This is a genomic window from Microcoleus sp. N9_B4 (assembly GCF_036701635.1).
GTDB lineage: Bacteria > Cyanobacteriota > Cyanobacteriia > Cyanobacteriales > Microcoleaceae > Microcoleus.
In genome coordinates this window covers 43825-65361 of record NZ_JAUBRC010000032.1, presented here as the reverse complement: position 1 = coordinate 65361, position 21537 = coordinate 43825, and the positions used below count along the sequence as shown (strand labels likewise).

Below are 21537 nucleotides of genomic sequence, written 5' to 3'. Positions count from 1 at the left end.
TTATGTACTATATTTAATGAAAAGAAACAAATTTAGGCTAGCAATCCGCCTCGCACGGGTGCATTTTCCGCTCGCCTAAAACTTGCAGTGCGATCGGTCAATGATGAAGGAAGTTCGGCAACGGATTCTGTAACGGATGTAACGGATGTAACGGATTTCAGGAAGAGGGAAGAGGGAAGAAGGAAGAAGGAAGAAGGAAGAAGGAAGAATAAAGAATGTTGGAACTTTCGACTTCTAATCCCCGAGGCCCGATGCCCGATGCCCGATGCCCTGGGAAGGCCGATGCCCGATGCCCGATGCCCGATGCCCGATGCCCGATGCCCGATGCCCAATTCTCAATTTAACCTGTAATTTTCAGAAGATAAGAGGAAAATAAACGAGTGCCTCAGTATCAATTCACTCAGGCTAGACGCTACGATCCACAAGCGATCGCTCAGTATTACCGCAAACGTCCTTGGAAAGCCATTTGGCGCGCAATTACCGTTATTTGGTCTTTTGCGGGCTTTGTGATCGGGATGCTGTGGGACAGTTGGCAGCACGAAGTCGCAGCACACCAGCCGGAACGGGCCACCCACCTACGACAAATACTTACTCGCTTGGGCCCCACTTTCATTAAAGTCGGCCAAGCCCTTTCTACCAGACCGGATTTGATCCGCAAAGACTTTCTCGAAGAATTGATCAAACTTCAGGATCAATTGCCGCCGTTTGACTCGGTGCGCGCTTTCGAGATTATTGAAGCGGAACTCGATCGCAAAATTAGCGAAACCTACAGCGAAATTTCCCCCGAACCTGTCGCAGCGGCAAGTCTTGGTCAAGTCTACCGAGCTCGCCTCTTCACCGGGGAAGCAGTAGCAGTCAAGGTTCAGCGACCGAATTTGCTGCCCGTCTTGAGCCTTGACCTTTACTTAATGCGCTGGGCGGCTGGATGGTTGGGCCCGTTGCTGCCGCTGAATCTCGGTCACGACCTTTGTTTAATAGTCGATGAATTCGGTATCAAATTGTTCGAGGAAATTGATTATATCAATGAAGGACGCAACGCCGAGAAATTTGCTACAAATTTTGCCGACGACCCGACAGTAAAAGTTCCGAGTATTTACTGGCGTTATACTTCAAATTGCGTTCTGACTCTCGAATGGATTGACGGCATCAAGCTGACAGATATGGAAAGTGTTAAAGCCGCAGGTTTGGATACCGATAGTTTAATTGAAGTCGGAGTCCGCAGCGGTTTGCGGCAGTTGCTGGAACACGGATTTTTTCATGCTGACCCCCATCCGGGAAATCTGTTTGCCTTAGCGGACGGCCGCATGGCTTACATTGATTTTGGGATGATGGATCAGATGGAAGAAACAACTAAAGAAACTTTGGTTGATTCTGTCGTTCATTTGATCAACAAAGATTACTTACAGTTAGCCAAGGATTTTGTCAAACTTGGCTTTTTGACTCCCGATACAGATATTATGCCGATCGTCCCGGCGTTGGAATCTGTACTGGGTGATATCGTCGGCGAAAAGGTGTCAGATTTTAACTTCAAGACGATTACAGACCAGTTTTCGGAGTTGATGTACGATTATCCTTTCCGGGTGCCGGCGAAATTTGCCTTAATTATTCGCTCTCTGGTGACAGAAGAAGGTTTGGCCCTGACGCTGAATCCGAATTTCAAGATAGTCGAGGTGGCGTATCCTTATGTAGCGCGACGTTTGTTGAACGGAGAATCTCCGGCTCTGCGGCGGCGACTGATTGAGGTATTATTCAAAGATGGCAAATTCCAGTGGAACAGGTTAGAGGACATGATCGCGATCGCCCGATCGGATCGCAGTTTCGACTTGCTCCCCACCGCCCAACTAGGCTTGCAATTTTTGCTGTCAGAGGAAGGGTCGTTTTTGAGACGCCAGCTAATGTTAGCTTTGATTGAGGACGATCGAATCCACACCGAAGAAGTTCGCAGCCTGTGGAACTTAGTCAAGGAAGATTTGCAGCCCGGTCGCCTGTTCAACGTTGCTTTAGGCGCTTTGACGGAGTTTTCCACAGCAGGAGCAGCCGCGCTAACTCGATTTTAGTCATTAGTCATTAGTCATCAGTCATTAGTCATTGGTTATTTGTTGGTTGTTAGTTGTTGGTTCTAATAACTAATTCCCCATACCCAATGCCCAATGCCCAATGCCCAATGCCCAATTCCCAATTCCCAATTCCCCATTTCCAATTACCCAAATTAAGGAATTATTCGTGTATTATTTTCCAGAACCTCCCTATTTTTTAATGTCGGCTGGACTGCTAGCAGGGATGGCCTCCGGTGTAGCATTTGAAGCAACTCTCAAACAATCCGTACAACAGTGGTCTAAAAATCGTTCTACTCGCACCTTGGCTAACCTGCCAAGGCTGCAATTGGTCATACCTTTTCTGGGAATGGCTGGCGGTATTTGCGTATTTTTAGCTTCGGGGATGGAGATTTTTGGCTTCCCCAAACTACTTTGTTATGCCCTAGCTTTGCCACTGACGCTACTCACAGGCTGGCTAGTTTGGACTCAGTTAGGTAAGCTTTTGATCGAGTTAGAACGCGGAGGTTCCCAAGCGCTGGATTTAGATTCTTTTGAACAATGAAAGTTAACTATCAACCTCTTTTGTGAGAAGGAAGGGGTTGATAGTTATCTAAGATTAATCCTATTTGATGCTTTTTGAACCGCAGAGAACGCAGAGAACGCAGAGGAAGAGAAAGAAGAAAATGACAGCTTAGACAAGAATTTGTGTAAAAGTTTTAAAATCTAAAATCTAAAATCTAAAATCGAATGAGTATTTTAATTGTTACGGGTGCGGCGGGATTTATTGGTTCTAACTTAGTAGAAACTCTTTTAAATCGAGGCGAGACGGTGATCGGTGTTGATGAGTTCAATGATTATTACGATCCGGATCTCAAGCGCAAGAATATTGCACGATTTGAAAAGTATCCGGGTTTTGAATTGGTGGAAGGCGATATTTTATCTCTAAATTGGCGATCGCTTTTATCCGATACTAAGGTAATATTTCATCAGGCGGCGCAAGCAGGAGTTCGTGCTAGCTGGGGCGACGGTTTTCGCAGCTATACCGAACGCAATATTAACAGCACTCAAGTATTGTTAGAAGCGGCCAAAGATGCGCCAAGATTGAAAAAGTTTGTCTATGCCTCATCGTCTTCCATTTACGGCAATGCTGAATCTTTTCCCACGAATGAAAACGCTTGTCCGCAGCCGGTTTCTCCCTACGGAATTACGAAATTAGCCGGTGAACGTTTGTGCGGGCTTTATTACCAGAATTTCGGCCTTCCGACTACTTCCCTGCGCTATTTTACCGTTTACGGGCCCAGACAGCGCCCCGATATGGCTTTTCACAAGTTTTTTAAGTCGATTTTGTTTGATGAGGCGATTTCTATTTTCGGCGACGGATTGCAAACGCGGGATTTTACGTTTATCAGCGATTGCGTTGCGGCGAATTTAGCGGCGGCTGAGGTTCCCGAAGCTGCGGGGGAAGTTTTTAATATTGGTGGGGGAAGTCGCGTGGTTTTGAAAGAAGTTATTGATACAATAGAGAGAATTGTCGATCGACCTATTCGGATAGATTTTACTGAAGCTGCGAGGGGAGACGCGCGGCACACTAGCGCGGATGTGTCTAAAGCCCAGAAAATCTTAGGTTATCAGCCGCAGGTTGCTTTAGAAGAAGGTTTAAGGCGCGAATGGGAGTGGATTCAGTCTGTGTACAGTTAGAGTACACTTAGATGCTATCTATCCCAGAAATTCCGCAACTTAAATTGAACATTGTGAAATTTTTGAATTCCCCAACTTTTGAGATTTCTCTGCAAGCGAAATGCTGCGATTTTACCATTGTTTTTTAGAAAAAATCGCACTCTTTGTGATTAGTAATGGCTTCGATAATTTTATTCAAAACTTTTTTAGAATCAGTCATTGTACTTAGCCAATAACTGCCTGAATGTTGCCGATGATAATAACTTAAATTACTCACAGCATACAAGCTGCCGCCACTTTTTAACCACAAATAATTGAAAGCGGCGACATCGGAAGCTTGCACGCAAATATCTTGATTATCCTCGGCACAATCCAGGTATTTCTGTACATTGACGAAGTAGTTGCCATCATTAATAAAATTGCGAAATAATTTAGGGTTGGGATTATTTAGAATTAATTCTCGTGCTTTTTCAAGATTGATTTCTGTCTCAGAATATAATTTAAAATTAAAGTAGGGATTGGCGGATATCGGACAGTAAATTAGCTTAGGATTCCATGCAGTTATGTGGTAGAGTCTATCGACATAAGTTTCGCTCAAGGCATTGTCAGAGTCAAGAATAATTGCCCACTCATTTTTGCAGTGGGAAATAGCAATAATTTTGCTTTTATACGCACCAAAATTTTGCTCACCTCTGCGGATAGAAATCTTAGGTGACAAGTTTGCTATATTTGCTTGCATCCTAGAAAACTCTTCGGGAGAGGAAGCATCATCGTAAATAATAATATCATCAATCCGATCGTCATACAAAGCATTGCACAATGCACCGACAACCAAACTAGAACGGTTAAAATGGGTAATAGCTAGAGATATTTTACTTCTGTTACCCACAGACGGACGCCGAATGGAAATTAAGCGAACGCCTAGAAGGCTTGTCCGCAAGTCCATCATAATTTTGTAATACTGTTGGTAAACTTTATTTTCCAGTTGTAAACTGCGAATTTTTCGGCCAGCTTTTCGCAAAATATTCATTTCTGTATTTGCCAATCTATACCTAAAGTTGATATTTTTTTGCCTGACAAAGGTTTTGGCATTTCTGTATCCGCGCACTAGCAAACTTGGGGATTTGAGTTTGGGGCATTTTTCCGGCGACTTCAAATAACGGTAGTGCAGAAATACCTGTCGGTAGGGAATTTCCACATCTTCACCAGCACACAATAGATTAATTTTGGTAGCCGAAATACTCATGTAATGCAAATAAGTAAGCCGCCGTCCTTTGTCATATAGAACATAATCTATCACATCAAATTGAGAAGACCAATGATTTCCCGTTACCTGTTCGGGTTGAGCATATGCAAAGTTGTAAAAAGAGATTTTGCTGCGGGCGACTAAATAGTTAAGTAAAGATTGGTCAGCGCCCCGTAAAGACATAATTTCTGCTTCTCCTGATGTTAAATTTTCTAAAAATTGAGAGCAATTATTTCGATTAAAAACCCCGGCTTTTGACGCAAACCAACCCGCACAAAAAGTATGAGATTGCAGTTCATCCACATTTAAAAGTTGAGGTAATTTTGGGGAGGAAAAATCAAATATATAATTGAGGTCGGATTTGTATTGAAAATCGTTTGCTACCCAATCAAAATTATCAAGCTTTTGATAAATGTAATCGAGAGAACCCATTAACAGAGTGTCTGCGTCAAAATAGATAAATTTATCAAAAGGGCCGTCGAAACAACATAATTTTCGGTGCATCTCTAAACATTGAACAGGTTTCAGACCTTTAGATTTCCATACTTTTTGAGCTTTGGCATGAGTTTTCCAAACTTGAGTGGCAAAGTCTTCCCAGAAATGGATGGAATCGGTATTTTCAAACAGGGTGACATGAGGACGAGTTGCAATTTCTAATTGCACTTTTTTCATTCTCTCATCGTAGGGAATAATGCAAACAGGAATATCTTTTGCCCCATTGACTTCTAGACTGTTCAATAAAGCGACTAAGTGGTCGAAAACAACATCGTTTGCCAGAATATAAATGCCGTCAGCCATAGTTTTTTAGTTAATAAGTAACCCAGCGCATATATATTTCTTTTTAGGTGCGGGCAAGATGCCCACACCACAAGAAATAAAATTTATTGATTGTGGAACAGGCATCTTGCCTGTTCTCCAAAGCTTGTTTGGTGTCAAAAACACCCCCAAATTTATGAATTGAGGAACAGGCATCTTGCCTGTTCTTCAAAGCGTGTTGATAATGATACAACATATGATTTTATCCTCACCTACTGAATGAAAGCCCGAAATATTTTTTGCACTAAATTTGGTTGTTCCTCATTGAGATAACGATAATGTTTCCAAATTTGCCAATAAGGACTACCCGATTTAATTGGTATTCCCGCCCAGTGAATATATTTTAACCTTTTGCCTTTGTCATAAAGAACATAATCTATTTCTTGAAAATGCTTGGAACCAGCCCAGCTTCCAGGTTCGCTTGGTGAAGCTTGAACAAGGTTGCAGCGCTTGGGAATCAGCTTAAGAATAATATAATTTAGTATAGGTTGGTCTGTGACATTTTGAGTAAAGTCAAAATATTCTCGATGCTGCGAACATTCTCGCAAAATCTCATACATTTGCGCTTCTGTAATAGTTCCTTTTCTGGAAGCCCAAAAACCGCTGTTGAATACATCTTGAAGCTGTGAGTCGGTAAAGATATTTTGTTTTTTTACAGCGGGTGAAAATACATTTCGCAGTTTTTCGCTGAGGTGGTGGTAGTCGCAGCAAAAAAAGTCTACTTCTGATAGTTTGTTTAGGTTGGCTGCGATGTCTTCAAAGACGATGATATCGGTATCGATGTACAGAAATTCATCAAGCGGGCCAAACCAAACGGCGAGTTTTCGCATTTTGTTGGGGAGGGCTAAAAAGTTGCGATCGAACATTTGGCCAATTTCCCTGGTAAACTGTTCCACAAACTCCAGATTTGGGAACAGTTGAACCCCGTGGAGACTGCTGAGTGCGACTGCGACTTGCTGATAATTGTCGTCGAAGGGGATCAGAAAAACTGGTACTTGACAATTGTACAGACGTATGCTGTTTAAAAGGGCGATCGCACTTTCGATCACCTTATCATTCGCAACAATATAAATACCGCGACTCATACATTTATCCTCAACCTTCTCAATACCCTTTTTAACAAATTCGGCGCAGAAACCTCAGTATAAGACTTTGGCGCTTGGGCAAAAATCGGACGCTTGGAGGGTTCGCGGAGATAGCGGTAATGCAGGAACAAATCGCGATAGGGAAACTCAATATTTTCGCCCGCACAAATTCTCCGAATTAAATCGGGCGGCACGCCAATATAATGAATGTAAGTAAGTCGGTTTCCCTTGTCGTACAAAATGTTATCTTGCTCTTGGAAATGTGGGGAAGTGACGCTGCACCCAGTTTTTTCGCCATCCGGGAGGCTATAAGCAAAATTATAGCTATTCATCCCCGTTTTCATCACCATATAATTGAGCAACGGCTGTTCTCCCGCACCTTCATAGAGAATTTCCGCCTCGCCCGATTGCAGTTGAGCTAACAGCCATTCTCTAGTATCTTGCTCAAACAATCCTTGCTTGCTGGCGTAAAATCCAGAACAAAATATTTCCGAGTCTATCCGATTTTGCTCAAAAACTTCGAGGAGTTTTGGTGACTGAATATTGTATACTTTAGTTGGGTCGCGAAATTGAAAATCATAAACCACAAAATCCGATTCCTCTAACTTCTGAAAAACCGCATCAAGGGAATTCATCACCAAAGTATCGGCATCCATGTAGATAAACTTTTCAAACGGGCCGTCGAAAGCGCAAAACCGCCGGTGTGCGCCGTAAAGCCGAAATTTTTTGCGGTTCAAACGCTCTGGTGCGGCTGCTTGCATGAATTCGTCCCATCGCTGAATAGATGCGCTATCTTCATAAATAAAGACGTTGGGACGGTTGACAATTTCAGCTTGGATTTGCTGTATCTGCTCGTCGAAAGGATAAATGCAGACGGGAGTATTTGAGCCTAAGATAACTTCAATACTGTTGAGCAAGGCAATTAGTTGATCGTAAACTGTATCGTTGGCTAGCGTGCAAATTCCATTCATATTTAGTGAATAAATTGTGGTAGGGTGCGTCGCTTGTCGAATATTTGTAAGTAGCGAGAATTGTTTGTAGCGACGCACCCTACAAGGGCTGACAGCCTGTGCGTCCAGAACTATCAAAGAAACCGGGTTTTTTGCTGTTTCTGTCGGCTGTAACGCGTATTCTCGCAAAAAAACCCGGTTTCTGACCACCCGTGTGATCGCGAACTAATTAAAACACGATCGTCCAACCTTCGCGCTGTGCTTGTTGCTCAGTGTACGACACGCCGTCAACTTTCAGACCTTCTTGATTCAGCAGCGTGATCAAGCCACCTTTTTTACTCAGTTGCACGTTTGGTGGCAAGGTAACGACCAGAGAAGCACCAGCAGCAACCGTACCAGAAAGGGTATGCTTGTTTTTTAACTTATCTGCGATCGACCATCCAGTCAAATCGATTGCATCCGGTGAAGCATTCAGCAGCGTTACGGTTTCCTTTCCAGCATCTTCACCCACAGGACTTACTAACGCCGCCACAATTCTGACAATATAGTCAGGTTCAACTGTAGCTGCTTCGACAGGTTTGACAGCAGGTTTGCCGATAATGGGTGAGGGTATAGTGTCGATGCGCTGTCCCAAATCGTCATCAGTGTGCCAAGTTTGCGATTGAAACTTGAGGAAAATGCCTACCCAGCGGTTTTCTGACGGGAAGTGTAACAGCATTCCGCCGTCTTGCCAAACGCCGTTATCCTTCGCAAACTTGCCGGCATTCCCCTGATTCATGTGGATGTCGTGAATGCCGTTACCGGGCAAAAAGCCGAAGATTTTGTCTTTGATTCTTTCGGGCCCCCATTTCTCGCCGAAAGCATAGATATGAGCTGATTCATCCGACATTGCCCGCTGCACGTATTTGTCAATTTTCTCGTTTAAGTCATTATCCGCACCAGGTACATCGAAGGGTAGAGGTATCATTTTAGTGCGATCGAACAAATTACCGCGAATAAAATCAAGTGCCAAACCACCGGGCTTTCTCTCCAGTTCCTTGAAGCCCAAAGGCAAATCTGCCAAATCTGCCAAAATGGGATAAGAGAAATTTTCATCAACCAAATACTCTAATTCCGACGGTTCTACCTGCGATTTTACGTTGATAGCAATTCGGTAGTCTGTATCTTCCGAAACTAAGTGAACTTGGTAATGAGCATTAGACGTAATCGCCAAACGCCGTCCCACAGGACGACCTTTTAAAACACCGTAATTCTTTAAAGCCATCAGCTTATCCTCGGTACTTCAAAATATACAACATACTCTACAAGAGCGATCGTACTGGCCAGTCAAACCGCCCCTTCATCCTGTCACCCCTCCCCCCAATAACTTATGATAGAAATCGGGTTTCTGGCTTTTACGAATCATTAAAATTTATTTCCTGAGATACAAACTTAGACAGCCAATTGAGCAAGTTTAATTCGTGGAGAATGATTTGTCGGGCTTCGGCAATTTTATCCCTGGCTTCATGCCAATAATCCGCAGTAGCTACAACCTCTTTAATAAATTCTACTCCTTTCTCATCCAGACTGGGCAGCCGCAGAAAACTCCCTGCCGGCAACAACTTATCGGCCGCCGAACCGCCGTAATAAATTGGCAAACACCAAGCTAACAAAGCATCCCAAAGCTTCTCACTGACATACCAATCGTTTTCGGCATAATTTTCAATAGCTAAGTTGTAATAGTATGGTGCGACAGCGTGCCATTTATTGTTAACCGTCCCATTCCCGCGCGCCCAAGTTGGCAAGTTTCGCCCGTAAAGGTCAAAGTCTAATTCTTGTGATTGCAGCAATTTGATAAAATCTAATCTGTGGCGGTGACTGGCGCTGCGGCTAACACCTGAAGTAATCCAAGAACAGGATTTAGTTTTCGGCGGCGCAGGCATTTCATCGAGTTCTCGAAACGAGTTAGAGTGATACCAAATCGCGGGCATATAATCTGGTTTTGGTGCGAAGTCGTCGGGCCCGGAAACGTAACCGCAATAAAGTTTGGCTTGTTCGTAATTGGCTTTAGTAATCTCAATAACTTCTGGTAAGGGTGGCTCGCGGATCAGGTAAATTATGCGTTCCTTGGGGACACCGCGCAATTTGTCTCGAATGTCATTTTCTGGGTTTTGAGGGCTTGGACGGCGGATTTTGTCGAGCCAGGATTGCTGTTTTGGCGATCGGGGAAAGTCGAATTGATACATGAGTAAAAAGTCTGGTTCTGGGTGGTTGGCGAGCATTTGAATGTTTCCCCATTTGCCGAAGTTTTGGGGGGTTTGTTGCCACAGCCAGTCGCTTTGGTTCATGCCTGGATAGGTGGTGATTGTGCCGATGATTTTTTGGTTCATTATTAGTAATAACTCTGGTTTTTGCGTGTGGGCGGGGCGGGTTTATGAGATTATCAATTTTAGGCGATGATTGTTGGTTAAACCCGCCCCTACTGATAATAAATGTGGTTTTTGCATTTGGCAGGGCGGGTTTATGAGATTGTTTATTTTAGGCGATGATTGTTGGTAAAACCCGCCCCTACGGAATTTTGAATGATGGGATATCGCACTTGGTCATCCACATAACTTAAAATTCTCTCTATCCTATTTTCCCACGAAAATTGCTTGACAAAATTCATTGTTTCTGCATAACCTTCGATTTTCCTCGGATATTTAGTTAAACAATCTCGAATGCTTTGCGCGAAGTGGTGCGGGTTATCTGGTTCGCACCAAGTTGCTGCTATATTTCCCGATTTAAATTCCATTAAAGATGCAATCTCCGTCGCCACAATTGGAGTTCCTGATGCCATGTAATCAAAAAATTTTAAAGGAGATGTGAACGTCGCGGCCTCTGTCAAACAGTGCGGGTGAGTCAAAACATCGGCTGCTTGCAGCAAGCTAGCCAGTTGATTTTGTGGCAAGTAGCCGAGAAATTTAATGTTGTTAACTTGCTTGGATTTGGCTAACTGCTGGTAGGCTGTTACTTGGGATGAATCACCGCCGGCGATCGCAAATTGAACCAGCGGCAATTCCTTAGCCACATCCACCAACATATCAACACCTTTAAACGGGTAAAGTCCCCCTGCATAAACTGCTAAATGCTGTCTGTCATCTTCTAATAATTGCTGTCGCCAATTCTGAGCAGCTTCTGTTTGTCTCGCGAGAAACAAATGGTTAAAACCGTTGTGCAGCGTAATTACTTTTTCCGGAGGCATCCCATTCAAAATCATGCTGTTTCGCACGGTATCTGCAACAGTTACAGCAATTTGAAATAGAGGATGGCGGGTAATTTCTGATTCAAATTGCTTTTCTTCGTGGTGGTGCTGTTCGTAGATAGCGGGAATACCGTTTTTAATGGCAGCTTTGACAAAGTTCCAGTCGCGGGTGTGGACAATTTTAGTGGATTTAAGCAGGTGAATCGGTAAGTAGTATTTTGAGATTATTGTACTCGCACTCGTCCACTTGCTGTCCCAAAGGTCGATCGGCCACGGCATCGGTAAATCTGCTACTTTTAATTTATCTTGAATATTGTAAATTTTGGCAAGTTTGTTATCGGGTTTCCTGGGTTGAAAAGGAAAAAGCAAATCAACCGGATTCAAAGCACTCCAGCCTTTGCGGAGGTATACCAAAACTGCTGGATAACCGAGGTTTGCTGCGGCATTTGCAGAGTGTGCAACTTGAACTAAGCTGGCTACATTGGGTTGCGGCAAGATATTTCTGGTAAAAAATACATAATATTTAGACATGGGCATTGGGCATTGGGCATTGGGCATTGGTAATTGTTGACTGTTGACTGTTGACTGTTGACTGTTGACTGTTGACTGTTGACTAATGACTAATGACTAATGACTAATGACTACTTTTTAACAGCCTGACGCTTAATAGTATTTTCTATAAATTCTAAAGTCGTGAAAATATTAGCAGCAGAGTGAAATGATTCTCTGATTAACTCGTCTCTTTCTTCGGGAGAGTCTACCATTTCATCTACTAGCATTTTGAGGTAAGCTATCATGGGAGTCAGGCGAGTGCGAATTTCGTAAGAACCTCTAATTAGAGCTTCATCGCGAGCGGTTTCTTCGGCAAATTGCACTGAATACAAGCGAGTGTAGTAACCTCCTTTTGCTAGCAATTCTTCGTGGGAACCCATTTCTACTACTTGTCCGCGATCGATCACGGCGATTTTATTGGCTTTTTGGACTGTGGAGAGGCGGTGGGCGATGACTAAGGTTGTGCGATCGCAACTCAATTTCTCGATCGCCGCTTGCACGTACCTTTCCGAAACCGTATCCAGCGAACTCGTTGCCTCATCTAAAATTAAGATTTCCGGGTTTTGCAGTAGGGCTCTAGCAATTGAAATTCTCTGACGCTGCCCTCCCGATAAAATCACGCCCCGATCGCCAATTTGAGTATCCAACCCCTCCGGCAACAATTGGATAAACTCATAAGCATTCGCCCCCTTCGCCGCTTCCACAATTTCTTCCTCAGTCGCTTGGGGTCTAGCATAAGCAATATTTTCGCGCACTGAAGCATTAAACAAAAACGTATCTTGGCTAACAATACCCATCGCTTTTCTCAGACTTTTCAGGTCAAATTCGCGCAAATCCCTGCCATCTAGCGAGATATGACCTTCAGTAGGATCGTAAAATCTCGGCAGTAAATCTGCCAAAGTTGACTTGCCAGAACCCGAAGTTCCTACCAAAGCCAAAGTAGTGCCGTGAGGTAGAAATAAATCAATTCCTTGCAAAACTAAATTTTTGTGGTTAGGATAACTAAAAGATATTTTATTAAAATGAATTCCCGATCGCAAATGAGTGTAAGGCACAGAACCGTTCAGCATAAATGGCTTGTCCTCGCAGCTCAAAAAATCATTAACCACCTCTACACTAGCCGAGGTATTTGCAAATTGACTGCGCCCGCTATTCAACTGTGAAATTAAAGGGATTAATCGAAACAGTACCAATAAATAGGTTAATAAAATTGTAGCAATAGACTCTATCTCATTCGCAAATATTGTGCGACCTATAAATACAATCAAAATTATAACGATCAAATTAACAACTTCGTTAATTGGGGCGATCGCCGCATAATTTACCTGAGCCTGAAAATCCGCTTTTTCTCGCCTTTGAATTAAATGCTTGATCCGCTGATACTCCCTTTCCTCGTTCCCCGTTGACTTGACCAGCCGAATCCCCGTAATGGTTTCCAGCACCCTAACCGAATAATCTTTCGACATTTCAGAAAGCAGGTGGCCAAAATGCTTGGAACGGTTAATAATATATTGATTTGCCCAAGCAACTAACGCCAGCAAAACTGTAGCTGTCACCGTCAGTTTCCACGAGATCGAAAGTAGCAGACCCACAAACACCAAAACCGTGATTGAGGTAGTAAACATTCCGATGGCCGTACCAACTGCACTAGCCGTCCGACCAATCTCTCCGCCCAATCTATTAATTAAATCCCCGACTTTAGTTTTAGAGTAAAAATCTAAATCTACTTCTAACAACAACCGCAAGCCTGCTTCTCGCAAATCAAAAGTCAGAGATCGAGTCAGAGAAGTAGCTACTAAAGTATTGATATAACTCGCTACATTTTTTAAAAAAATTGCCAGCACAATTGCCCCGGTCATCAACATTAAACGCTGATTTCCGGGCATTCCCTCAAAGGGATACATCAAAGTTTTAATTAGAGGTGGAGCGCCACGCAGCTCGATAGCTTCATCTAAAAAACTTAAAAGCACTGGTACAATCAGAGTAGTGCTGATACCGTTAAATAAAGCGCCAGAAAAGCCCAGCATCACAGTTAAGAAAATCCTGCCGGGATATCGTCTGGCAAATTTTAGGAGTAGCTTATTGGCAGACATGAAGCATTCCCAGCTAAACAGTACGGCATCTCAAAATATTCTTTAATAACAGCCAGCTTTTCTTCCTCCCGTGAGTTGTTTTAAAATAACATTTACATACCTGCGATTATATCTGAAAGTATCGGTTTCATTGCTTGAATACTATATTTTTTCACACATCTTTCCCGAGCTTTCATTCCTTGTAAATTAGCCGCTGTCCAATTTTGAAATATCCATTGAATTTTTTGTGAAATTTGAGCGGGAGAACTCGGATCGACTAAATAACCCGTTCCTCCTAAAATTGCTGGAATATCCCCCACTCGCGTAGACAAAACAGGCTTAGCCATTGCCATGCCATCTGTCAGCTTGAGCGGAAACTGAGCCACGGCTGTGAGAGTTTCTCGCTGAGGAACAACGACAACATGAGCCGCCGCTACAACGGACGGCATTGTCTCCACTGGAAACCTTGGCAGTTTAATAATCCAACGCCCCCATTGTTTCACAAGTTTATCATCATAATCATCATAAGGACTCCCACCGACGATCGCTAATTTTAAATCAGGCTCATTTAACTCTTCGAGGGCCATCAAAACATCCTCCACGCCTTTATGAGGTCGCGGTGCCCCCGGAAACATCAGAACTCTATACCCGGACAAGCCGTAACACTGTCTGCTCAATTCAGGATTGTATTTAGCAGGGTCGAACATTTCAGTATCCTTACCATTAGGCAAATATACACCACCAAAACGCTGTTTTAAAAACTCAGTATCAACGGTGACTGCATCAGCACGGTGAATGAGACTTTCCATCCACTTGAGATAGAGCGGATTATCTGGTTCTCTCAATTGACCGTTGTGTTTAAAAATATCTCGATAAAGTTGTTTGAAAGATGGACGGTATTTCCATTCATCTCCGCCGTACCAGCTCAGTTCCCAGTCGTCTATATCTAAAATTATAAAGTGGCGAGTCGCCAGTTTTTTTAGCAGTGATAGCCCAAAGCTTGTAGGTTTAGGTTTGACTGCATAAATAATATCCCCATCTATTTTTTTCCAAAGTTTTTGAGCATCCATTAAAAACCCCGGATAATTTTTACCCGGTATCGCACATACCGGGATCTCTCTGGGAGGAGTAGCGTACAATTCCTTGCCAAACTGAAATCCAACAACTTCTACATCACATTTAAGCTCTATCAAGACTTGAGCTAATAAAAAAGCACGAATTGCACCTCCTCCTGACAAATCGCTCACTACTAATGAAACTTTCACTGAGTATTTTGTTTAAAACATTTGTTTAATTTTCCTGCTTAACCGAGCTTTTGTCAAGGCGATGCGGACTCACGCACTCCCGACCAAAGCAACCGGGTTTTTAACCAGGGCAAAGGGCAGCAACGCGTCTTTTGGTAAAAAAAACACAATAATGAACCCAAGACTGTTATTCCAGCCAGCAATAATTCTTCTAGGTAAATTTTCGGATATGTTGAGGCTAATTTTTTTTAATTTTGGGCTGAATTTTGTTGTTTTTGATGCAGTTTGCAACAAACTTTAATTATTTTAAACGCCAGGGATTGTTAAGTTGATTTGGTAAAAATATTGTAGCCGTGCGATCGACTATTCTAGTAAAGAGCGATCGCGTCACGTTCTTGGCGTACTGAGGGCGGTAAGGATAAGTGCAGTGCATTACTTTAATCGGTTTGTCGATCGTATAAACATCTTTCCACTTATCCAAGTAGTTGTAAACGGGGGACAAAGTTGTCATTTTCGGTTTCACCGATTCAACAGCCGCCGCAAAAGCGCCCTGGTCTTTCAAGAGTAGCACATTTTGATGTGCTACTACCATCTCGAAATATTTCTTAAAGTTTGTGAACAACTCCTGAGTTTTACTGCTTTTCGTAAAAGCGATAAATCCGCCATTGTATTGAATGCTATTTTCCTTTAGTGGCAACCCGACAGACTGCAAAGTTGACAGAATATCCTGCTTGACTCTTAATAAATTTGCCGCTTTAGCAATCGCAGGCTGCACATCTTCCGTCACCAACAAATCCACCCCGTCAAGAAAATCAAAAACCTCATCTATTGGCGACAGCAAACAAATATCACAATCCATATAAATAGTTTTCTCAAACATAGATTCCCCGTACAAAGCCAGCTTAGCTTGCCGCGACGCTAAAACAGGATTTTCGTGAGACGGTGCAGGTTTCAATATGACATTTCCAAACACCTGAAGTAAAGGATATAAAATTAGAGGGACTCTATCTATTAAAACAATAATTGGTTCGCGGTGAAACTTCCTAACAGACGCCAGAAAATGAACGCAATCCTGGAAAGAGTAAAGACCGGTTAAAATAGTGATAAATCCCTTAACTGCTAATTTATTTGAATTCATAGATTTACTTCTTATTGATTTACTTATAGCGGTTCTCAAAAAAGTGAGGTATGCCCTATGCCCTATGCCCTATGCCCTATGCCCTATGCCCTATGCCCTATGCCCTATGCCCATGAGTACCTCATCTTTCTGAGAAAGGCTATATTTACCTCAGTGTGTCCACTCCCAAAAGCTCTCACTCCAGTCATCTCGTTTGTGAAAAATTCCTTGCCATTCATAAAAATGTACAAAATCTTTCAGGTTAATTGTTTTATTGACATCGCGGATCATATAAAGAGGTTTATCTCCATAAAAAGAAGCCCACATAGTATAACTGCTAGGCGGCCCGACAACATAGTCGCACTCAGCCAAAGCATACATATCTTCAATTAAATTACCACTGCCAAATCCACAGTTAAAATTATCAAATAAACTCGAATCTTGGGGAATATTAGAACAAATCAAAAACTTGATTTTTTTTCCTTCAAATAGCCTTGCCACAGAATTCATGACTTCTAAATATTGCTCAGTGGTGTAAAAGTATCTCCCCTTTTGATGCTGAGCATAATCCCCTTGACGGATGTGAATTCCGACGAGCATATCAGAGTTATTTTTTAAATTCAACATCAAACGATCTACATTGATTCTATATCGATATAATGGTGCAAAGTAGGCTCTAATCGGGTCGGCGTACTTGTGTAACTTGGGGACATCTTCTACAAACCAGCCATCTCGAAATAGCCAGCCTTGAAAACAAACAATTGAACCGTGATTGATTTGTTCAATTTCCTGATATTTGAGCCAACTAAAAGGTTTTTCTCGGGTTACTTCTTGCGTTTTTAATATTTTTTTATTGCTTAAATACTTAATAAGATTATAATATTTACTTCTGACAAACTTGTTACCTGCTGCGGTAAAATAGGGAGGAGGATAACAACACAAAAAATCCCCAGCGGTTCCCACAAAGAATTCTGCATATTCGTCAAAAGCAGGATTGAGAACAGTCAAATTATGCTCGATCGCCCAAGCAATGAAATTAGCAAAAAGCAGCAGTCGGTTGCCGAGTTGTCCCGATTTAGCAGATATTATTAGCATATTGTATTTTTGGGGCGGGCGGGACGCCCAACCCCTACTCCCCACAAGAATTAATCAAACTTTGCTGTAACAGACTTGAAATCGTACGCAGCGTCAAAATCCGACAAAATCCGTTCTACCATTAACTTAGTAGCACCGTAGGGATTGATCGGGTTTTGCGGGTGGTCTTCTGTGAGCGGAATTTTCTCCGGTACACCGTAAGTCGCGCCAAGGGATTGTTAAGTTGATTTGGTAAAAATATTGTAGCCGTGCGATCGACTATTCTAGTAAAGAGCGATCGCGTCACGTTCTTCGCGTACTGAGGGCGGTAAGGATAAGTGCAGTGCATTACTTTAATCGGTTTGTCGATCGTATAAACATCTTTCCACTTATCCAAGTAGTTGTAAACCGGGGACAAAGTTGTCATTTTCGGTTTCACCGATTCAACAGCAGCCGCAAAAGCGCCCTGGTCTTCCAAGAGTATAGTAATCCTAAATGAGTCGTAAATTTTTTACCCCACCCCAGCCCTCCCCTTATCAAGGGGAGGGAGTAAGAAATTCACAAATGATTTAGGATTGCTATAGCACATTTTGATGCGCCACTACCATATCGAAATATTTCTTAAAGATTGTGAACAATTCCTGAGTTTTACTGCTTTTCGTAAAAGCGATAAATCCGCCATTGTATTGAATGCTATTTTCATTTAGTGGCAACCCGACAGACTGCAAAGTTGACAGAATATCCTGCTTGACTCTTAATAAATTTGCCGCTTTAGCAATCGCAGGCTGCACGTCTTCTGTTATCAGCAAATCTACTTCATCAAGATAGTCAAACACTTCCTAATATTGGCGATAGCAAACAAATATCGCAGTCCAGATAAATAGTTTTCTCAAAAGGAGATTGTTGATACAAAGCCAGCTTAGCTTGTCGCGATGCTAAAACAGGATTTTCGTGTTTCGGTGCGGCCTGCAATCTCACATTTCCGAACACCAAAAGTAAGGGATATAAAAATCGCGGGACTCTATCTATTAAAATAATAATTGGTTCACAGTGAAACTTCCTGACTGAAGCTAGAAAATGTATGCAGTCTTGAAATGAGTACAATCCAATTAAAAGGGTGAGAAATCCTCTATCTTTTTTTTCTAACGATAGTAAAAATTGAAATTTAATAAGGCAATTAACTGTGTTTTTAATAACCGATAGAGATATTGCCAATGCTCAAACTGCAATTTATCCCAAATTTTATCCCAAAAGGTTCTTACTTGATTTTTTTCCCAGTCCCAATGAGCCAAAGAATGCTCCATAATTTGAGCGAGTTCCTGCCACCCGTCATTACGAATATTCCACCCAACTTTAGCAGTTGCTAACCCAATGGGATTACCGTCTTTTGTTTTGACTTTTTGCACTTCAAAAAATCTTCCAATCTTTCCCCATTCTTGAATAAACTGAATTTCTTTCCCATTGTCTCTCGCAATTACGAACAAGTTTTCTGGAACAAAACTTACATTATTCAATGGTATTTCTAGCTTTTTGGCTAATTTATGAATTGCCTCTTTTCTCCCCGGCAATGATTGATTTGGTGGATGTTCTAGAATGGGAATAAACCCTTTACAAGTAATTCCTGACATCCATTCTCTCTCCGGCACTTTTCCTATGATTCTTGTATCTGCATCCACAAAGATTGTCACTCGGCATAATTCTAAGGCTTTTTTTAATGCAAATCGTTTATCATTATAACAATAATCTACACCTTCGCGACTTTTTTTAAAGGCGAAAACATTCGTCAAATTCTGAAAGTCATTTGGGTAGTCAGTACAAACAACTAGCATCGTCCCTAGAGAATGAGTTTCTAAGTCTGATGCTAGTTGTTTGGCTAATTCGCGATACTTTTTCCGAAAAGCTAAGGTGCAAAAACAAAAATCTTTGTGACTGTTTAACATTATTTTTGACTCAATTTTTGCACTTTTTTTATTTGAGTTTATGCTAACTGTGACGCTTTTGATGCCACTGCCAAGCATGAGAGATAATATCCTTGATGTCTGGATATTCAGGAGACCAACCCAAGGTTTCGATCGCCTTTTTGCTGCTACCAACTAAAGCAGGAGGGTCGCCCGGACGCCGATCGCACTCAACAGCCTTAATCTCTTTTCCCGTCACTTGGCGAGCCGTTTCTATCACCTCTTTCACCGAAAACCCGCCGCCGTTGCCCAAATTAAAGAAATCAGATTTGCCACCATTTAGCAAATATTCTAATCCCAAAATGTGAGCAGATGCCAAATCGTTAACGTGAATGTAATCCCGAATGCAAGTACCGTCAGGAGTATCGTAATCCGTGCCAAAAATCGCGATCGAATCTCGTTTACCCAAAGCAGCGAACAACACCAGCGGGATTAGGTGAGTTTCTGGATTGTGATCCTCTCCTAACAACCCGTTAGGGTCAGCCCCAGCCGCATTAAAATAGCGGAAACAAACAGACTTGAAATCATACGCAGCGTCAAAATCAGACAAAATCCTTTCTACCATTAACTTAGTAGCACCGTAGGGATTGATCGGATTTTGTGGGTGGTCTTCTGTGAGCGGAATTTTGTGCGGTACACCGTAAGTCGCGCAAGTAGAAGAAAACACAAATTTCTTCACCCCAGCAGCGATCATTGCTTCCAAAAGCGTAATAGTGCCGATGACATTGTTGCGGTAATATTTAGCGGGGTCGGTAACAGATTCGCCCACGTAAGCGTATGCAGAAAAGTGCATTACAGCATCAATCTTGTGCGTAGCAAACAAGTTGTCTAGAAGAGTGCGATCGTTCGTGTCGCCAACTACTAACTCCACCTGCAAAGCCTGATCTACTAAATCTCTGTGACCGTAAACTAAATTATCCAAAATCACCACACCGTAACCGGCGTTTTTCAGCGCTAATACCGCGTGAGAGCCAATATATCCAGCTCCGCCCGTCACCAAAATAGTTTGTTTTTCTGCACTCATTTTATTCTGCCTGTTTTTGTAGCTGGGATTGCCAAGAGCCTTGTTAATTTGAGACTTCCACATCTGACGCTTTCACACTCCGGGTGAGCCGGAGAATTAAAGCGAAATATATAGTCTTTGCTGTGCGGGACGGGACGATCGCACTCGTAAAAAACGCTTTTTACAGTCCAGATAGATGCTGACTGTGTAAGTTTTTCTGTTCAATCGATAAACTTGAGGCGACCAATTTGGATATAATCAAATATCCGATTAATCTGATGTCGATCCTCTTCTGAAATTTTATCATCTGACAGGATAGCCGAAGTCAAAACTAAGTGTTCCCTGCGAGTGATATTGCCAGACGCTACAATCCGATCGACTTTTTGAGCAATTGTTAAGTTCGATTTGTTGTGAGATGTTCGCATTTATTCGATCGCTTTTATGCCAAAATAGTTAAAGAGGATTGCAGTTATTGATCCAAAAATGGTGCGTACCCGATCGCAAATCAATTTGCTCAACAGCAGAAATAACGTATCAGAGTTTTACTTCCCAAGATAGATACGCGGACTTAATAAATCTGCAATCAGCCTTCGGATAGCGTTCAGACTAACTTAATTATATAATATTTTTCCGAGAGAGGCACTTTTCTATGCAGGTTTATCGGCTTCCGGTACTGTCCGACAATTACATTTTCTTGCTGCACGACCCCGATCGCCACACCGCAGCCGTCGTCGATCCAGCGCGATCGCAGCCAGTATTAGAGCAACTGCAAGCACTCGGAGCCGAATTAACCGCAATTTTCATTACCCACCACCACCGCGACCACATAGGCGGCAATCAGGAACTGATCGATCGCTTTCCCCAAATTAAAGTTTACGGTGGCGCAGAAGACCGAGGCAGAATACCCGGACAGCAAGTGTTTTTACAAGCGGGCGATCGAGTTGAATTTGCGGGCAGAACCGCCGAAGTCTTCTTCCTACCCGGCCACACAAAAGCTCACATCGCCTACTATTTCCCCCCCAGCAACCCCAGCGAAATCGGCGAATTGTTCTGCGGCGACACCTTATTTGCCGGAGGCTGCGGCAGACTCAAAGAAGGCACTCCCGCCCAAATGTTAGCCTCTCTGGGGCAACTGCGAAAGTTGCCCGATAGTACGAGAGTCTGGTGCGCCCACGAATACACGCTGAACAACCTGCAATTTGCCTTGAGTGTGGATGGCGACAATCCCGATTTACAGCGCCGCTTCGCCGAAGTCAAGGAAGCGCGCAGTCGATCGCAACCTACAATACCATCATCGATCGGTCTCGAAAAAAGCACAAACCCATTTTTGCGCTGGGATTTTCCAAACATCCAATCAGCCGCCAACACATCCGATCCCGTGCAAACCTTCGCTCGATTGCGCGGCATGAAAGACCAATTTTGACCGAAAGCATCCAGGATACAAGCCCCCGGATTCATCCGTGGGGTCAATGCTTCAATCTAAA

19 protein-coding genes and 1 pseudogene are annotated in these 21537 nt (G+C 42.8%); 5 read left to right on the top strand and 15 right to left on the bottom strand.

Going from position 1 to position 21537, the window contains the following annotated elements:
* The first annotated feature begins 87 nt into the window (after positions 1 to 87).
* The 4 genes from QUA43_RS20680 to QUA43_RS20665 all read left to right on the top strand — a co-directional run bounded on the left by QUA43_RS20680 (position 88) and on the right by QUA43_RS20665 (position 3734).
* Positions 88 to 351: a hypothetical protein gene (locus tag QUA43_RS20680; RefSeq protein WP_333376162.1), complete on the top strand. Its 264-nt coding sequence runs from the start codon at positions 88 to 90 to the stop codon at positions 349 to 351.
* Between the two features lie 29 nt (positions 352 to 380).
* Positions 381 to 2057, top strand: coding sequence for an AarF/ABC1/UbiB kinase family protein (locus QUA43_RS20675; protein WP_333376161.1), 1677 nt, complete (start codon positions 381 to 383; stop codon positions 2055 to 2057).
* 100 nt (positions 2058 to 2157) lie between these two features.
* Entirely contained in the window at positions 2158 to 2598 is a 441-nt protein-coding gene (locus QUA43_RS20670) for a hypothetical protein (protein ID WP_445301988.1), read from the top strand.
* A gap of 185 nt (positions 2599 to 2783) precedes the next feature.
* The gene (locus tag QUA43_RS20665; protein ID WP_333376160.1) at positions 2784 to 3734 is read left to right on the top strand and encodes an NAD-dependent epimerase/dehydratase family protein; all 951 of its coding nucleotides are present in this window, start codon (positions 2784 to 2786) and stop codon (positions 3732 to 3734) included.
* Positions 3735 to 3858: 124 nt separating this feature from the next.
* Here QUA43_RS20665 and QUA43_RS20660 read toward each other — a convergent pair whose 3' ends face one another.
* From QUA43_RS20660 to QUA43_RS20590, 15 genes and pseudogenes are all read right to left on the bottom strand, one after another.
* Complete coding sequence (locus QUA43_RS20660) at positions 3859 to 5757, bottom strand: Npun_R2821/Npun_R2822 family protein (RefSeq protein WP_333376159.1); 1899 nt, start codon at positions 5755 to 5757, stop codon at positions 3859 to 3861.
* A gap of 230 nt (positions 5758 to 5987) precedes the next feature.
* Complete coding sequence (locus tag QUA43_RS20655; protein WP_333376158.1) at positions 5988 to 6860, bottom strand: Npun_R2821/Npun_R2822 family protein; 873 nt, start codon at positions 6858 to 6860, stop codon at positions 5988 to 5990.
* Positions 6857 to 7831: an Npun_R2821/Npun_R2822 family protein gene (locus QUA43_RS20650; RefSeq protein WP_333376183.1), complete on the bottom strand. Its 975-nt coding sequence runs from the start codon at positions 7829 to 7831 to the stop codon at positions 6857 to 6859. Before QUA43_RS20650 ends, QUA43_RS20655 begins: the two co-directional genes overlap by 4 nt.
* A gap of 208 nt (positions 7832 to 8039) precedes the next feature.
* Positions 8040 to 9074 (bottom strand): DUF2278 family protein, encoded by a 1035-nt coding sequence (locus QUA43_RS20645; protein WP_333376157.1) that lies wholly within the window; start codon positions 9072 to 9074, stop codon positions 8040 to 8042.
* 130 nt (positions 9075 to 9204) lie between these two features.
* A complete protein-coding gene (locus tag QUA43_RS20640) occupies positions 9205 to 10179 on the bottom strand; it encodes a glycosyltransferase family 10 domain-containing protein (RefSeq protein WP_333376156.1) in 975 nt (324 codons plus the stop codon).
* A 143-nt stretch (positions 10180 to 10322) separates the two neighbouring features.
* Complete coding sequence (locus QUA43_RS20635) at positions 10323 to 11564, bottom strand: glycosyltransferase family 4 protein (RefSeq protein WP_333376155.1); 1242 nt, start codon at positions 11562 to 11564, stop codon at positions 10323 to 10325.
* Positions 11565 to 11674: 110 nt separating this feature from the next.
* On the bottom strand, positions 11675 to 13678 hold the full coding sequence (locus QUA43_RS20630; RefSeq protein ID WP_333376154.1) for an ABC transporter ATP-binding protein: 2004 nt from the start codon (positions 13676 to 13678) through the stop codon (positions 11675 to 11677).
* A 92-nt stretch (positions 13679 to 13770) separates the two neighbouring features.
* Entirely contained in the window at positions 13771 to 14922 is a 1152-nt protein-coding gene (locus QUA43_RS20625) for a glycosyltransferase family 4 protein (RefSeq protein WP_333376153.1), read from the bottom strand.
* A 280-nt stretch (positions 14923 to 15202) separates the two neighbouring features.
* Positions 15203 to 16039: a hypothetical protein gene (locus tag QUA43_RS20620; protein ID WP_333376152.1), complete on the bottom strand. Its 837-nt coding sequence runs from the start codon at positions 16037 to 16039 to the stop codon at positions 15203 to 15205.
* A 150-nt stretch (positions 16040 to 16189) separates the two neighbouring features.
* Positions 16190 to 17113 (bottom strand): alpha-1,2-fucosyltransferase, encoded by a 924-nt coding sequence (locus tag QUA43_RS20615; protein WP_333376151.1) that lies wholly within the window; start codon positions 17111 to 17113, stop codon positions 16190 to 16192.
* A 56-nt stretch (positions 17114 to 17169) separates the two neighbouring features.
* Positions 17170 to 17319 (bottom strand): annotated as a pseudogene (locus tag QUA43_RS20610) (GDP-mannose 4,6-dehydratase); the annotation flags it as partial.
* Between the two features lie 351 nt (positions 17320 to 17670).
* Entirely contained in the window at positions 17671 to 17928 is a 258-nt protein-coding gene (locus QUA43_RS20605; RefSeq protein WP_333376150.1) for a hypothetical protein, read from the bottom strand.
* Between the two features lie 306 nt (positions 17929 to 18234).
* Positions 18235 to 19110 (bottom strand): hypothetical protein, encoded by an 876-nt coding sequence (locus QUA43_RS20600; protein ID WP_333376149.1) that lies wholly within the window; start codon positions 19108 to 19110, stop codon positions 18235 to 18237.
* Positions 19076 to 20074, bottom strand: a complete 999-nt coding sequence (galE, locus tag QUA43_RS20595; protein WP_333376148.1) for a UDP-glucose 4-epimerase GalE — start codon at positions 20072 to 20074, stop codon at positions 19076 to 19078. The genes QUA43_RS20600 and galE overlap by 35 nt, the downstream gene beginning before the upstream one ends.
* A 200-nt stretch (positions 20075 to 20274) precedes the next feature.
* A complete protein-coding gene (locus QUA43_RS20590) occupies positions 20275 to 20478 on the bottom strand; it encodes a hypothetical protein (RefSeq protein WP_333376147.1) in 204 nt (67 codons plus the stop codon).
* Between the two features lie 224 nt (positions 20479 to 20702).
* Between QUA43_RS20590 and gloB the strand changes: the two genes are divergently transcribed.
* Positions 20703 to 21476, top strand: coding sequence for a hydroxyacylglutathione hydrolase (gene gloB / locus QUA43_RS20585; protein ID WP_333376146.1), 774 nt, complete (start codon positions 20703 to 20705; stop codon positions 21474 to 21476).
* Positions 21477 to 21537: the final 61 nt, after the last annotated feature.